This window comes from Streptomyces sp. NPDC045026 (assembly GCF_056432625.1).
The window spans coordinates 39,756-54,217 of record NZ_JBWKIS010000001.1 but is presented as its reverse complement, the minus strand read 5'-3'; the positions used below and the strand labels follow the sequence as shown (position 1 = coordinate 54,217).

Below are 14,462 nucleotides of genomic sequence, written 5' to 3'. Positions count from 1 at the left end.
GCCCGCCCCCTCGTAGAAGTTCAGCCCTTGAGCAGCCCCTTCGACTCCAGGTACGAGCGCGCCACGTCCTGCGGGAGTCTGCGCCAGCTGTCCACCTGCTGGTTCATGGACGCCAGGTCCTGCGTGGTCAGTACGGAGTTCAACGCGCCGAGGCTCTCGGCGACGCGCTCGCTGCCCGCCCGCGACCGGTTGACCACCGGCACGATGTAGTCGGCGTTCTGCAGATGTTTGTCGTCGGCGAGCAGCACGAGGCCGAAGTCGGACAGGGTCGCGTCGGTCGTCGTGGTCAGCACCATCTGGTCCTTGCCGTCCTGGACCGCCTTCTTCGACTGGGTGGTGCCGACGCCCTTGGGGTCGACGCCTGTGACGTCGATGCCGTACGTCTTCTTCAGTCCCGGTTCGCAGTACGGCCGCTGGACGCACTCGTCGCCGGCCGCAAGCCGTACCTTCAGGCCGGACGCGCCGAGGTCGCTGAGGGTCTTGAGGCGGTGCTGCTTCGCGTAGGCGGTGGTCACGGCGAAGGCGTTCTGGTCGACGGCCTTGCCCGGGTCGAGGACGGTGAGCCCGCGCGGGGCGGCGAGGCCGCGCAGGGCCTTCATGGTGGCGTCGAGGTCGGGCGATCCGACGGGCGGGGCCTTGGCGCCGTTCGTCTTGGCGTTGAGCCAGTCGGCGAAGGTCGCCGCGTACTCGGGCACGACGTCGATCTGGCCGGATTCCAGGGCGGGTTCGTACAGTTCGCGGTTGGCGACGGACAGCATCTTGGTGCTGTATCCGGCCTGCTTCAGGAGCAGGGCGTACATCTGGGCGAGCACGTCGCTCTCGGTGAAGCCGGCCGTGCCGATGGTCAAGTGCTTGCTGTCGCCGGGCGGGGCGGTGACCGCGCCCTGGTTCTCCAGGGAGGGTCCGCCGGAGCATGCGCAGACCAGGAACAGAGGGAGGAGCTGGAGGAGTACGGCTGTTGCTGCGGCCCGTCGTCGTAAGGCCCTCATCAGGCCCTCCTCCGGGCAAGGGAGGGCGCGAACCGTTCGGCGAGTTCGAAGACCCCCTCGACGAGGAGGGCGAAGACGGCGACGAGGACGGCGCCCGCGACGACCTGTGGGGTGCTCGCCAGGTTGAACCCGGCGGTGATGATGCGGCCGAGGCCGCCGCCGCCCGCGAGGGCCGCGATCGTCGCGGTGGCGACGAGCTGCACGGCGGCGATCCGCACCCCGTTCATGATCATCGGCAGGGCGAGGGGCACCTCCACCTGGAACAGCATCTGCCGTCCCGTCATCCCCATGCCGCGGGCGGCCTGGACGATGTCACGGTCGACTCCGCGCATCCCGACGTAGGCGTTCGTGAGCAGCGGCGGAACCGCGAAGAGGACCAGGGCGACGACGGTGGGTCCCTCGCCGTACTTGCCGAGCGGGGTGAGCAGGAGCAGGACGAGGACCGCGAAGGTGGGGACGGCGCGGCCGACGTTGGAGATGTTCACGGCGAGGGCTCCGCCCTTGCCGAGGTGGCCGAGGACGAGGGCGACGGGCAGGGCGATCAGGCAGCTGATGACGAGGCAGACGACGGTCAGGACGAGGTGCTGGGCGAGCCGGTGCCAGATGCCGTCGTCGCCGGACCAGTGCGAGGAGTCGGCGAGCCAGTCCCAGGCGTCGGTGAGGGTCTTCACGCACGGCTCGCTCTCGTCCAGGGAGTGAGGATCCGCTGCACCCCGAGCAGCAGCAGGTCGGCGGCGACCGCGATGACGACGCACAGCACGGACGCGGTGAGGACCTGGGCCTTGAAGAACGTGTTCATGCCCGCGTAGATGAGATTGCCGAGGCCGCCGTAGCCGACGATGGCGCCCACCGTGACGAGGGAGACGGCGGAGACCATGGCGATGCGCAGGCCCGCCATCGCGGCCGGCAGGGCGAGGGGCAGCTCCACGGTGAGCAGCAGCCTGACCGGCCCGTATCCCATGCCGCGCGCGGCCTGCCGGGTGTCTTCGGGGACCGCGCGCAGGCCCGCGAGGATGTTCCGCACGAGGAGGGTGAGCGAGTACAGGACGAGTCCCGCGACGACGAGGGACGCGGACAGGCCGTAGGCGGGCAGCAGCAGCGAGAACATGGCGAGCGACGGGATCGTGTAGAGGATCGTCGTCAGGGCGAGGACGGGGCCCGCCGCCAGCGACCAGCGGCGTGCGAGGACGGCCAGCGGCACGGCGATCACCAGCGCGATCAGGACGGCGAGCGCCGTGAGCTGGAGGTGCTGGACGACCGCGTCGAGGAGGATGTGACGGCGGGTGCGCAGGTACTCGCCGCAGATCCAGTCGTTGTGCGCCAGACAGTCGTCGGGCGGCGCGCTGCCGGGGCTCGGGGTGAGGGGTCCGCTCCATGGGGGCACTCGTCCATTCCAGTGGCAGGCGCGGACGACGGCGCGCTGGGGTGACCCGTACGGCGTACGGCCTCTGGTGCGGGAGCCGGTGCGGTCGGGCGCCTCGAAACGGAGTGCGCCCGTGGTCAGGCGTCCTTGAAGCCGATCGACGCGTGGGTGCCGTCGCAGAACGGCTTGTTGCGCGAGGCGCCGCAGCGGCACAGGGTCACGCGGTTGCGGACCTCGTACGGCGCGCCGTCGGCGGCGGTCACCGGGATGCCGCCGCGCACCCAGATCCCTCCGCTGACGCCCTCCTGGGGGTCTTCGATGATGCCGATCGAGGGCGGGAACTCGGGCTCGACGGGGCGGCGCTCGGCAAGGTTCCAGGCGACCAGCCGCCCTGAGGGACAGTCGCCCGTCTCCCGTGCCACCACGTCGGCGGTGCCCTTCTCCTCGACGAGGTTCCACACCTGCCCGTCCGCGTCGCAGAACCGGGCGAAGGCGCACAGCGGCTGGGCGTCCGTGAGGGTGAGCTCGGGTCCGACCTGCTCGTCGGCCTGCTCCAGATAGGGCAGCCGGCTCGCGGTCTCGGTGCCGTCGAACCCGGCGCGCTCATGGCTCCGGTCGCAGAACGGCTTGTTCGCGGACTGGCCGCAGCGGCACAGCTCGTACGTCTCCTCGGTGTCGTACGTGCGCTGCTGCCACCACTCGACGGACTGGCCGCGAGCGTCGGTGACGATCACCAGCTGGATGAGCGGGACGCCTCCGGTGACGAGGTACGGCCCGTTCTCCGAGACGCGTACGCCCCGCGCCGAGGCGGTGTGCGGGGCGGGGTCCTGCGCGTCCGGCATGGGGACCCTTCCTGATCCTGCGTGCGGCGGCCCCCTGCTCCAGCCTTGCGGAGGGGGTCGTGGGGCGCCACAGGAGAGGGTCCGCGCCGGGGGCCCGCGCTGCCCGAGGACCGGGAGCGGTCCATCCCCCTCGGACCCGCGAAACCGCTTCCCGGCGCCGGACGTCCATAGCCCGGCGCCGGGCGCGGGTTGCTCAGCGTCCGGCCTGGAGCGGGTAGTGGTCCGACAGGTTGTCGTACGTGTAGCTCGTACCCCAACTGCTCACGGTCCAGGGGGCCGTGCTCTCCTTGACGACGTTGTTGACCCACCCGGCCGGCCGCGCGTGGCCCTGGACGTGCAGGACGTAGTCCAGGTCTTCCTTGGGCTCGCCCGGGTAGCGGTAGCTCGCGATCGAGTTCGTCTCGGTGTCGAACGAGTACGGGTGCCCGGTCCGCGAGTCGGCGCCGACGAGCCCGCCGTCGGCGAGCATGGAGGCGTACTCCGTGCCGTGCGAGTCGACGTTGAGGTCGCCCGCCACCATGACCTGCTCGCCGGCCGGGATGTGCTTGGCGTCGAGGAAGGACTTGATGGCCTTGAACTGGAGGCTGCGGTCCTTGACCGCCTCGCCGGCCCCGCACCCGGAGTCGGTGGACTGGGTGTGCGTCCCGACCACGTGCACCTTCGTGCCGTTGACGTCGAGGACGGCGTAGACGAAGCCCTTGTTGGACCACCAGTCGGAGCCGCACGCGTCCTTGTAGACGTACTGCTCCTTGTGCACGATCGGCCACTTGCTGAGGAGCGTCACGCCGCCGTCCTCGGGCGTCGTCGACGAGTACGAGCCGCCGGTGGCGTCCCAGCCGTCCTTGGACCGCCCCACGACCGGGGTCTGGTAGGGGTACTGCGCCGCCGCGTTGCTCTTCAGGGCGTCCGACGTCGTGTTGTCGAAGGCCTCCTGGAGCACGACGACGTCGTTGCCCTGGAAGAACGGCGCGGCGGGGATGGCCGCCGCCCGGTGCGCCTGGCCCCAGTTGGGGTAGAGATTCGTGCTCATCAGGAACGTGTTGTACGTCAGGACCTTGAGCCTGGGCGTATCGGCGGACGTCGCTGCCGAGGCCTGCGGGGCGGTCAGGACCGCGGAGGCGGCGGCCAGAGTGACGGCGAGGGCGGAACCGGTCGTGCGGCGGGCAACGCGGGACACGTGGTCTCCCGTTTCTTGTGGGGGTGTTGTGAGGGACGCGAGCACGCCACATCAAAGCAGCCGCAGTTACTTCCGGGTAACCACTGGGTGACCACTTTCTGCTTTCCGCCAGTCCCTTTGCCCCCGTGGGCTAGCCCACGCGCCGCAACTGTGCCGACAGGTGGTGCTGGAGCGGCATGCCGACGGCCGCGAGGTCGTGGGTGAACGTGAGCGTGCCGTCGTCGGTCAGCGCGTAGCGGCGGCGCGTGGCCTTGACCTCCTTGGCGGTGGGGGTGAGCGCCACCTGGTCGGTGGTGAGGTCGACCGTGTTGCCGTCCGCGCTGCCGACGGCGACCTCCGCGATGCCGGTCGGCTGCGTGATCAGTGACTCCACCCGGCCCTCGGGCTGAAGCCGCCACCAGCCGCTCTCCCGGGCCGACGGCCGCAACGGCGCGCCGTCGGCGTCGAGCAGCCAGGCCCGCGCCTCGAAGCGGAGGAACGGCCGGCCGTCGTGGCTGAAGGTGACCTCCTGTGCATACGTGAAGTCCCCGGCGAGCGTGGGATATCCGCCCTGTCCGAGGCCGCGCCAGGTGCCCAGGAGACCCAGCACGGGCGCCAGCAGCGGGTGCGGGGCGGGGGCCTCGTCCGGGAGGGTGGTGTCGGGATACGGAAGGGCAGTTGCGGGGTCGTACACGGTGCGCGCTCCTGAGGTCGTGGCCTGTGCCTCGTGAAGCCTAGGGCGTCGCCCCAGGTGGTACCCGGACCTGTCCATCGGATCCGGCGCTCCGACGACCCGGAGCTGTACCACCTCTCGCTGCTCCTCGGCGGGACGGGTACCGGCAGCTGGGACCGCGAGAACGTGTACCGGCCCTCCGACGTCGACTGTGCGCGCTCGACGTAATCTCCCGCGCACCCTGTTCGGGGCGGCCCGCTCCAGGCATGATCGTCACCGTCGCCCACCCGTCGGCGGTGACCTGGGCCGACGGGATTCCCGGACCCGGAGCCCGTCTTGCGCCAGCCCAATGTCGTACTGATCTGTGTGGACCAGTGGAGGGGCGACTGCCTCTCCGCCGCGGGCCACCCCGACGTGCACACCCCTCACCTGGACGAACTCGCGGGCGAAGGCGTGCGGTTCGACCGTGCCTACTCCGCGACTCCGACCTGTGTTCCCGCCCGCGTGGCCCTCTTCACAGGCCAGTCGCAGGAGCGGCACGGCCGGGTCGGGTACCGCGAGGGTGTGCCCTTCGAGCAGGTCCACCCGGTGACGCTGCCCGGCGAGTTCCGCCGCGGCGGCTACCAGACGCAGGCCGTCGGCAAGATGCACGTCTTCCCGGAGCGCGCACGCCTGGGCTTCGACGACGTACGGCTGCACGACGGCTATCTGCACCACGCCCGCCGGCGTCACAGCCGTAACTTCGAGTTCTTCGACGACTACGTGCCCTGGCTGCGCCGCCAGCCCGGCATGACTCCCTCCGCCGACTACGCGGACCACGGGGTCAGCTGCAACTCCATCGTCGCCCGCCCCTGGGACAAGCCCGAGGCGCTCCATCCGACGACGTGGGCGGTGACCGAGGCGATCGAGTGGCTGCCGCGCCGCGACCCCACCAAGCCGTTCTTCCTCTACCTGTCCTTCCACCGGCCGCACCATCCGTACGACCCGCCCGAGTGGGCCTTCGACCAGTACATGGCGCTCGACCCGTACGAACCGGTGGTCGGTGACTGGGTCGACGACTATGCGCCGTACCGCAAGGACGGCTACCACGAGGCGGCCGTCGGCGTGCTCGATCCGCGGCTGGTCCACCGGGCGCGGGCGGGCTACTACGGGCACATGGCGCACATCGATCTGCAGATCAAACGGTTCCGCGAGGCGCTGGTCGAGGCGGGTCTGGGTGACGACACGATGTTCTGCTTCGTGTCGGACCACGGCGAGATGATGGGCGATCACCACATGTTCCGTAAGGGACTCGGCTTCGAGGGCTCGGCGCGGGTGCCGATCCTGATGAACCTCGCGCCGTCGATGCGCGGCGACGTGGCCGGTTCGGTGGCCGAAGAGGTCGTGGAGCTGCGTGACGTGATGCCGACGCTGCTGGAGGCGGCGGGGCTTCCGGTGCCGGACAGTGTCGACGGGCGCAGCCTGCTGCCGTTCCTTCGCGGTGAACGCCCGGACGGCTGGCGGGAGTATCTGCACGGCGAGCACACCTATCTGGGGCAGTCGCTGCAGTGGGTGACCGACGGGCGGCACAAGTATCTGTGGATGTCGGGCGACGGACACGAGCAGCTCTTCGATCTCGCCGAGGATCCGAAGGAGTTGGTGAACCTGGCGCGGCTGCCCGAGCACGCCGGGCTGCTCGATCGCTGGCGCGGACGGCTGATCGACGCACTGAGGGACCGCGAGGAGGGCTTCGTGGACGGCGGCGAACTGGTCACGGGCCGGCCGGTGGTCACCGAGCTGCGGCACACCCGGGAGCGCATCGCCGCCGCGAGCGGGGTCGGTTGACAGAGGAACCTCTTGTGAGGGAGATCAGGCGAACCGCACTCCGAGCCCGCCGTCCACGGCCCACTCCGCGCCGGTGACGAAGGACGCCGCGTCGGAGGCGAGGAAGCAGACCACTTCGGCGACCTCCTCTGGGGTGCCGATCCGGCCCAGCGGATGGACGTCGAGCGCCTTGCGCTCGGCGTCCCGGTCCGGGTGCCGGTCGAAGAACTCGTCGACCAGGGCCGTCCTGATGTAGCCGGGGCTGACCGCGTTGACCCGTACGCCGTGCCGCGCGACCTCCAGGGCCATCGAGCGGGTCAGCCCGACGAGACCGGACTTGGCCGCCGCGTACGGGTACATGCCGGCGCAGGTCAGCTTCGCGTGCAGGGACGCGATATTGACGATCGCCCCGCTGCCGCGCTCGATCATCGACGGCAGCGCGTGCTTCGCGCACAGGAAGGCCGCCTTCAGGTCGACGTCGAAGACCTGGTCCCACTCGGCCCCGGTCATGGCGACCGGCTCGGCGTAGACGTTGCGTCCTGCGTTGTTGACCAGAATGTCGACCGGTCCCAGCGTGGCGGTCACGTCGTCCAGGGCGTCGGCGACCGCCGGCTCGTCCGTGACGTCGGCCCGGCGGAAGGCGACGCGGGCGCCCCTGCCGGTGAGTTCGTCGCGCAGCGCCGCTCCGGCCTCCTCGTCCAGGTCGAAGAACGCCACGGCCGCGCCCTCGCGCACGGCCGTCTCGACGACCGCCCGGCCGATGCCGCGCGCCCCGCCCGTCACCAGGACCACCCGGTCCGCCAACCGCCCCATCGCCACTCCTCGCTCACTCCTCTTGGCCGACCCGTTACGACTCTCTGCGACTCGGCTCGCTACAGCTCTCCACGAGTCTCAGCGACTCTGTCCAGATCTTTCCGGCCCTTGACAGCTTAGCTGCTAAGTGGCGACGCTGGCTGTCGCCCGCACCCCTGCCGGGCCCCGAGATCGAAGGTGCGAACGAGTGACCTCACGCTATGTGCTCCGCCTCCAGGTGGATCCGGCCGACGATCCGACGCAGACCGGCGACAGGCTGCTGGCCCTGGCGCGGGCGGCGCGGGCCGAGGAGATCTGCGTGTTCCTCTTCGGCATGGAGTTCAACGATGGCCATGACAGCCTCGACCGTGTCGCGCACTGGCTGGCGGCCACGCGCCCTTGGCGCACCCGGCTCCGCGCCGAAGGCATCGCCGTGAGCCTCAACCCCGGCCACACGGTGGGCCACAGCGACTGGGCCCGCTCCCTCAAGCCCGGCCAGACCTGGCAGACGATGACGGACCAGCACGGGCGGGCCGCCGCCGTGCAGGCGTGCCCGCTGGACCCGGACTGGCGCGCGTACTACGCGCAGACACTGCGTCTCTACGCCGCCGAGGACGTCGACGCGGTGTGGATCGAGGACGACATCCGGCTGCACAATCACCGCCCGCTCGACTGGGGCGGCTGCTTCTGCCCCCTGCACCTGGCCGAGTTCATCCGCCGCACCGGGATCGGGACGACGCGGGAGGAACTGGTCGCGGCCTGTACCGCACCCGGCGACCCGCACCCCTGGCGGGAGCTGTGGCTGGACTTCTGGGATGCCACTCAGCGCGAACTCCTCGCGTCCTGGCGGGAGATACTCGGCGACCGGCTCGGCCTGATGTCCTCGCGTACGGACTCCCACGCCGCCGAGGGCCGCGACTGGTCGGCCTGGCTCGACCTCCCCGCCCTGCACCGCCCGCACTTCTGGGGCTACTCCGACGGCGCCGGGCCCGAACTCCCGCGTGCGATCCAGCAGTTGGACATGCAGCGCGCGGTGCAGCCGGACGGACTGCGCAGCTTCCCAGAGATCGAGTGCTGGCCCTACGGACAGTGGAACAAGTCCTTCCGCCAGACCGGCGCCCAGATGTCCCTGGCCCACATCCTGGGCTGCGACGGCCTCGCGGTCAGCCTCTACGACTTCCTCGGCAACCACCCGGACGACGAACCCCGTCGCGCCTCCTTCCTCGCACAGTGGCGGGACACCTTCGACTGGCTGTCGGATTCGTTCCCCAAGACCCTGCGGACCGTCGGCGTCGGACTTCCCTGGTCCGCCCACACCGGACGGCGCAACCGCACGGGGCGCGAGGGCTGGCAGTCGCTCGTCGTCCCGCACGGCTCATGGGCCGGACTGCTCGGCGCCGCGGGCCACGCGGTGACCGCCCGTGGCGGTGCGAGCGTCAACGCCCTTTCCGGGGAGTCCACTTGGGCCTTCGAGGACACCGAGCTGCGCGAGTGGCTCGGCCAGGGACTGCTGCTCGACTCGGTGGCGGCCCGGATCCTCTTCGAGCGCGGCTACGGGCCGCTGATCGGCGTGACCGGGGCGAGGCCGTCCCCCGAGGGCCACGCCCGCGAGATCTGCACCGACCCCGAGTTCTCCCTGCGCCCCGGCTGCGCGATCTCCCTGGACACCGAGAGCTACGACCGCTCCGCCGTGGTCGCGTTCGACCCGGCGCCGGACGCGCGCGTGGCGAGCGTGGTCCGCGATCAGCTCGACGCCGAGAGAGGCAGCGGACTCGTCCTCTACGAGAACACGCTCGGCGGCCGGGTCGCGGTCACCCCCTGGCCGGCGCACACCCCCGGCATGACCCTGATGAACGCGCAGCGCGAGGCCCAGTTGGGCGCCGTACTCGACTGGCTGTCCCGGGGTGCGCACGCGCGGACCACAGGTCATCCGTGGCTCGTCACACAGGTGCTCACGGACGGCGCGGACTGGCGCGTCGTGGTGTGGAACGCCTCGCCCGACGAAGCCGACGACTTCCGGCTCCGGCTGCCGCACGGCATGCCGGAACCACGCTCGGTGGTCCAGGTGACGGCCCGCGGCGAACGCCTCACCGCCGCCTGGCGCGACGGTCGCCCGCTGCTGTCGCGCCCGCTCGGGCAGTGGGAGTACGTGGTGCTGAGCAGCGCACATGCCTGATTCCCGGCGTTCCGCCGACGGTACGCTGGGGCCCGCCCGGCACGTCCCCCGAAGGAGTTCCCACGTGGCAGTGCGCCGCACCACGCTGTTCGATCAGGTCGCCGGCGAGATCGTCGCACTGATCGAGGAGTCCGGGCTCGGGCCCGGCGACGACGTGCCGCCGGAGGGCGAACTCGCGGCCAGGTTCGGGGTCAACCGGCTCGCGGTACGTGAGGCCATCCGGGTGCTGTCCGCCCGCGAGATCCTGGTGTCGAGCCAGGGCCGGCCGGCCAGGGTCAACGTCCCGTCGGCGCGGGTCTTCGGCCAGATCCTCCAATTCCGGCTGCATCAGCGGTCGTTGGAGTTCGCGGACGTCCTGGACGCGCGCGGCGCGATCGAGGGCGCGCTGGCATCCCGCGCGGCGGCGCGGGTCGCGTCGGGCGAGGCGTCACCGGATGCGGCGGGCGCGCTGCTCGACGAGATGGAGGGCGCCGTCGAGGACCGCGACCGCTTCGTGGCCCTCGACCTCGCCTTCCACCACGAGATCGCCCGCATGGCCGGGAACGGCATGCTCGAACTCGTCCTGGAGTCGCTCTCGGACATCCTCACCGCACACCGGCTCGCCAGCTACGAGGGGCGGTCCCGCCGGGGCGACAGCCAGCGGGCGACGATCACCGCCCACCGGCGGATCCTGAGCGCCATCGCGTCGGGAACACCGCAGGCAGCGGTCGCCGCGATGGCGGTTCACCTCGACGAGACCGGCGAGGATCTCGCCGTGTCTTAGGCACGACCGCCAGGCGGCTCCGACCCCGGCTCCAATTCCGTTTTCGTCCCTGGCTCCGGCTCCGGCTCCGCGAACTCGCACCACACCGCCTTACCGTCTCCTCGTGGTTCGACGCCCCAGCAGTCGGCGACCGCGTTGACCAGCAGCAGCCCGCGCCCCGACGTCGCGGCCTCGCCCGGTGTGCGGCGTCGCGGGAGCACGTTCGACCGGTCCTTGACCCAGAGCCGGACACGCCGCACCGGGCCCGGCAGCACTTCGAGGGTGATGACGGCGCCCCCGTCCGTATGCAGGAGCGCGTTCACCATCAGCTCACCGGCGGCGACCTTCACATCGTCCTCCACCGCGGCGAATCCCCAGTCCTCCAGAGCCTCTCGCAGGGCTGTGCGGGTCTCGGCGAGACCTTGGGGGTCCGCTGGGTGGAGGTACTGGTGGATGCGCGGCGCGAGCGGGGTGCCCGGGTCGAGGTCCCGGCGCAGGACGAGCAGCGCCACGTCGTCGGTGGTAGGCCTGGCCTGCGAGACCTGCTCCGACAGATGCTCGGCGATCGCGCACGCCTCGACGGGCCCGTTGCGCACCGCTTCGGTCAGCGCCTTCACACCGGCCGTGATGTCGCGCCCCGGGTGCTCGACCAGGCCGTCGGTGAACAGGACGAACGTCTCGCCGGGCAGCAGGTCGAGCCGCGTCTCGGGGTACTCCTCCTGCTCGAACTCCGTGGCCAGGCCCAGCGGGAGCCCGCCTCGTACCGGCGGGGTGCTGACGCGGCCGTCCGCGTGCCGGAGCACCGGTTCCATGTGGCCGGCTCTGATGGCCCGTATGTCTCCGGTGCCGGGGTCGACCTGGGCATACGTGCACGTGGCGAAGCGGTCGGTGTCGAGTTCCGCGAGGAAGCGCGAGGCACGCGCGATGACCGTGGACGGCGGGTGGCCCTCGCCCGCGAAGGCACGCAGGGCGATGCGCAACTGGCCCATGACGGCCGCGGCCTGGGTGTCGTGTCCCTCTACGTCACCGACGACGATCCCGATCCGGCGCCGGGGCAGCGGGATCACGTCGTACCAGTCGCCGCCCACTTCCCGGCCGCTGCCCGCCGCGTGATAGCGGGCGGCGATCTCGACGCCCGGGAACTTGGGGATGTGCCGGGGCAGCATGGCCGACTGCAGGCCCGTGGCGAGGTCGCGTTCGCCATCGAAGAGGATGGCCCGCTGGAGGGACTGGGCGACGATGCCCGCGAGGCCGAGGCACAGGTCGCGGTCCTCCGCCGTGAACTCGTCGCGCCCCCGGAAGAGCAGCGCGAGGCCTCCCACGGAGCGGGCCTGGGCGACCAGCGGCAGGAAGGCGGCCGCGTCCAGGTCAAGACGTTTCGCGTACGGGCCGAGGCGCGGGAAGGTGTCCGCGAGTTCGCGCAGGGAGGTCACGAAGCGGGGTCGCTGGGTCATCACGGCCTCGGCCAGGGGCAGCGACTCGTCGAGGCGGTGCAGCTTTAGCTCGTCGAGGACGGACGCCGACTCGCCTGCCAGGGCGACGAGTTGGAGGGCGTCGCCCTCGACGAGGCCGAGGACGAGTCCGTCCGCGCCGAAGCGTTCGAGCCCACCCGCGCCGGTGAGGACGGCGGTCACGTCGTCCACCGTCATGGCCCGGGAGAGGGCGTCGGCGGTCCCCTGGAGGACCGTGGTCATCCGCTGCCACCCGGCGAGCTGTACGGGGCTGGTCATGGCGAGCAGGGCGCGGTCCGCGTCGGCGTCGCGCACGATGCCGACCACACGCAGCGGGGTGCCGCTCTCGTCCCTGAGCACCCGGCCGCGCAGCTGCGTCCACCGCTGTTCGCCGTCGCGGCGCCGTACGCGGAAGTACGCGCCGAAAGAGGAGCGTCCCGTGTGGATCGCCGTCATCGCGGCGGCGCCGAGCCGGGCGCCCTCCTCGGGCGCGACCCGCGACAGCAGGAACTCGGGCCGGCCGTCGTATGCGTCGGGCGCGATGTCGAACACGGCGAGGGCCGCCGCGTCCAGGTCCAGGGTCTCCTCCGTCAGGTCCCACTCGAAGGTTCCTACGCGGTTCAGGGCGAGGCGCTCCTCGAGACCTGTCTCCGTCCTGCGCCGTCCTGCCATGCGTTCGCTCCGGAGAGGTGAGCCGGAAAACCCCGGCCGGCCGGGCCTGTAGCCTCGCGCGCTCCGTCCAGCCCTGTGCCGTCGGCGCCGGGAACTCTCCGAGCATAGCTTTAGGGCCTTTATCGCGCATTTCTACGCATATGCGGCACGACGATCACCGTGTTCCCATACGAACTGTGCGCGTACGAACCGTGAGCGTCGTCGTCCTGGGGGAACGACGTCTGCGCTCAGGCCTCTCGCGGAGCGAGGTCCTGGCGCAGGACTCGCTTGAGGATCTTGCCACTGGGGTTGCGCGGCAGCTCTTCCACGAAGTGGACGATCCGCGGCTTCTTGTACGAGGCGATGCGCTCGCGCGTGAACTCGATGAGGTCCTGCCCGGTGACGGGGCCCGCCCCGGGCCGCAGCACGACGGCGGCGGTGACGGCCTCGCCCCACAGCTCGTCGGGGCTGCCGAAGACGGCAACATCCAGGACCGCGGGGTGCTCGGCAAGCACGGACTCGACCTCGATCGGGTACACGTTCTCGCCGCCCGTGATCACCATGTCCTTCATCCGGTCCGTGATGAACAGGTAGCCGTCCTTGTCGAGATAGCCCGCGTCGCCGGTCCTGAGCCAGCCGTCGGCGGTGAACAGCGCCTCGTTCTCCCGCGGACGCTTCCAGTAGCCCGGGGTGACCTGGTGGGAGCGGGTGAGGATCTCGCCCACGACACCCGGCTGAACGTGCTCGCCGGTGACCGGGTCGGCGATGGCGACCTCGACCTCGGGCCACGTGTTGCCCGCCGAACGCAGCAGCGCGGAGCGCGGTCCGTCCACGACGTGGTCCTCGGGCAGCAGCCGCGCGGCGGAGCCGGTCGTCTCGGTCAGGCCGTACTTCTGGTAGAAGCCGCAGCCGAAGGCTTCCATGGACCGGCGCAGCAGGGCGGGCGTGATGGGCGAGGCGCCGTAGACGATCAACTGGAGTGCGGAGAAGTCGCGTTCGTGGATGTCCGGCAGCGACGTGAGGAGGTGGAGCATGGCGGGCACGAAGAACGCGTGCGTGACCCGGTGGCGTTCCATGAGCTCGACCACGGCGGCCGGCGCGAGGTCGGGGAGCAGCACCGTGTGGGCCCCCGCGGCGAGCGCGGTCACGAGCCAGCCTGTCCCGGCAATGTGGAAGACGGGCATGACGTTCAGCGAGACGGACGCCGTCGTCCAGCCCATCTCACTCAACTGGGCTTCGCCTGCGGTGCAGTTGCTCAGCGTGAGCTGGACTCCCTTGGGCTGCCCGGTGGTGCCGGAGGTGTACAGCTGGAGGAAGACCGCGTCCTCGCTCCCGGCACCGGGGTCCGCCTCGCCCGCCGCGCCCAGCCACGTCTCGTACGTGTACTCACCCGCGTCGGCCTCGCCCTCGGCGACGAGGGCGATCCCGGGCAGCGCGGCGCGCACGGCTCGGGCGCCCGGCAGGAACTCGGTCTGGGTGAGGACGATGCCGAGTTCGGCGTCCTGGGCGACCGCCACGAGTTCGGGCTCGGTGAGGCGCCAGTTCAGCGGGGTGGCGACGAGCCCCGCCTTGGCGCACCCCATGAGGAGCTCGGCGGAGAGGACTCCGGGACGTACGAGGTAGCCGACGTGGGTGCCCTGAGGCAGGCCCGCGGCGAGGAGGGCCTGCGCGACGCGGTTGCCGCGCCGGTCGAGCTCGGCGTAGGTCAGCGTCCGCGAGCCTTCGGTGACGGCGGGGGCGCCGGGGTTCAGTGCGGCGTGCTGTCGTACGGCGTCGGGCAGGAACGGGCCCATGCGGGAGTCCTCCATCGGCGTCGGCGAGGGG

13 protein-coding genes are annotated in these 14,462 nt (G+C 71.2%); 4 read left to right on the top strand and 9 right to left on the bottom strand.

Annotation, left to right across the window (positions count from 1 at the left end):
• Positions 1–20: 20 nt before the first annotated feature.
• The 6 genes from AC07EJ_RS00240 to AC07EJ_RS00215 all read right to left on the bottom strand — a co-directional run bounded on the left by AC07EJ_RS00240 (position 21) and on the right by AC07EJ_RS00215 (position 5,044).
• A complete protein-coding gene (locus tag AC07EJ_RS00240) occupies positions 21–989 on the bottom strand; it encodes an ABC transporter substrate-binding protein (RefSeq protein WP_389486452.1) in 969 nt (322 codons plus the stop codon).
• Complete coding sequence (locus AC07EJ_RS00235) at positions 989–1,660, bottom strand: ABC transporter permease (RefSeq protein WP_389486454.1); 672 nt, start codon at positions 1,658–1,660, stop codon at positions 989–991. Before AC07EJ_RS00235 ends, AC07EJ_RS00240 begins: the two co-directional genes overlap by 1 nt.
• Positions 1,657–2,373 (bottom strand): ABC transporter permease, encoded by a 717-nt coding sequence (locus tag AC07EJ_RS00230; protein ID WP_389486456.1) that lies wholly within the window; start codon positions 2,371–2,373, stop codon positions 1,657–1,659. Before AC07EJ_RS00230 ends, AC07EJ_RS00235 begins: the two co-directional genes overlap by 4 nt.
• Before the next feature lie 116 nt (positions 2,374–2,489).
• Positions 2,490–3,194 (bottom strand): CDGSH iron-sulfur domain-containing protein, encoded by a 705-nt coding sequence (locus tag AC07EJ_RS00225; RefSeq protein ID WP_389486458.1) that lies wholly within the window; start codon positions 3,192–3,194, stop codon positions 2,490–2,492.
• 193 nt (positions 3,195–3,387) lie between these two features.
• The gene (sph, locus tag AC07EJ_RS00220) at positions 3,388–4,371 is read right to left on the bottom strand and encodes a sphingomyelin phosphodiesterase (RefSeq protein ID WP_478883399.1); all 984 of its coding nucleotides are present in this window, start codon (positions 4,369–4,371) and stop codon (positions 3,388–3,390) included.
• A 130-nt stretch (positions 4,372–4,501) separates the two neighbouring features.
• Positions 4,502–5,044 (bottom strand): nitrobindin family protein, encoded by a 543-nt coding sequence (locus tag AC07EJ_RS00215; protein ID WP_393581454.1) that lies wholly within the window; start codon positions 5,042–5,044, stop codon positions 4,502–4,504.
• 57 nt (positions 5,045–5,101) lie between these two features.
• Here AC07EJ_RS00215 and AC07EJ_RS00210 point away from each other — a divergent pair, with 57 nt between their 5' ends.
• Positions 5,102–5,251 (top strand): hypothetical protein, encoded by a 150-nt coding sequence (locus tag AC07EJ_RS00210; protein WP_389489020.1) that lies wholly within the window; start codon positions 5,102–5,104, stop codon positions 5,249–5,251.
• Positions 5,252–5,359: 108 nt separating this feature from the next.
• Positions 5,360–6,847 (top strand): arylsulfatase, encoded by a 1,488-nt coding sequence (locus tag AC07EJ_RS00205; RefSeq protein ID WP_389489022.1) that lies wholly within the window; start codon positions 5,360–5,362, stop codon positions 6,845–6,847.
• A 24-nt stretch (positions 6,848–6,871) separates the two neighbouring features.
• On the opposite strand, the gene AC07EJ_RS00200 is transcribed toward AC07EJ_RS00205, so the two are convergent.
• A complete protein-coding gene (locus AC07EJ_RS00200) occupies positions 6,872–7,639 on the bottom strand; it encodes an SDR family NAD(P)-dependent oxidoreductase (protein ID WP_393581457.1) in 768 nt (255 codons plus the stop codon).
• 187 nt (positions 7,640–7,826) lie between these two features.
• Between AC07EJ_RS00200 and AC07EJ_RS00195 the strand changes: the two genes are divergently transcribed.
• Both AC07EJ_RS00195 and AC07EJ_RS00190 read left to right on the top strand, forming a co-directional pair.
• Positions 7,827–9,794: a hypothetical protein gene (locus AC07EJ_RS00195; protein WP_478883398.1), complete on the top strand. Its 1,968-nt coding sequence runs from the start codon at positions 7,827–7,829 to the stop codon at positions 9,792–9,794.
• Between the two features lie 64 nt (positions 9,795–9,858).
• A complete protein-coding gene (locus AC07EJ_RS00190; RefSeq protein WP_389489028.1) occupies positions 9,859–10,557 on the top strand; it encodes a FadR/GntR family transcriptional regulator in 699 nt (232 codons plus the stop codon).
• On the opposite strand, the gene AC07EJ_RS00185 is transcribed toward AC07EJ_RS00190, so the two are convergent.
• Both AC07EJ_RS00185 and AC07EJ_RS00180 read right to left on the bottom strand, forming a co-directional pair.
• Positions 10,554–12,659, bottom strand: a complete 2,106-nt coding sequence (locus tag AC07EJ_RS00185) for a SpoIIE family protein phosphatase (protein ID WP_478883397.1) — start codon at positions 12,657–12,659, stop codon at positions 10,554–10,556. The genes AC07EJ_RS00190 and AC07EJ_RS00185 overlap by 4 nt on opposite strands.
• A gap of 227 nt (positions 12,660–12,886) precedes the next feature.
• Positions 12,887–14,431, bottom strand: a complete 1,545-nt coding sequence (locus tag AC07EJ_RS00180; protein WP_478883396.1) for a long-chain-fatty-acid--CoA ligase — start codon at positions 14,429–14,431, stop codon at positions 12,887–12,889.
• Positions 14,432–14,462: the final 31 nt, after the last annotated feature.

Coding starts and splice junctions, on each gene's coding strand:
- AC07EJ_RS00240 (WP_389486452.1), bottom strand. CDS start 989: ATGAGGGCCTTACGACGACGGGCCGCAGCAACAGCCGTACTCCTCCAG.
- AC07EJ_RS00225 (WP_389486458.1), bottom strand. CDS start 3,194: ATGCCGGACGCGCAGGACCCCGCCCCGCACACCGCCTCGGCGCGGGGC.
- AC07EJ_RS00200 (WP_393581457.1), bottom strand. CDS start 7,639: ATGGGGCGGTTGGCGGACCGGGTGGTCCTGGTGACGGGCGGGGCGCGC.
- AC07EJ_RS00185 (WP_478883397.1), bottom strand. CDS start 12,659: ATGGCAGGACGGCGCAGGACGGAGACAGGTCTCGAGGAGCGCCTCGCC.
- AC07EJ_RS00180 (WP_478883396.1), bottom strand. CDS start 14,431: ATGGGCCCGTTCCTGCCCGACGCCGTACGACAGCACGCCGCACTGAAC.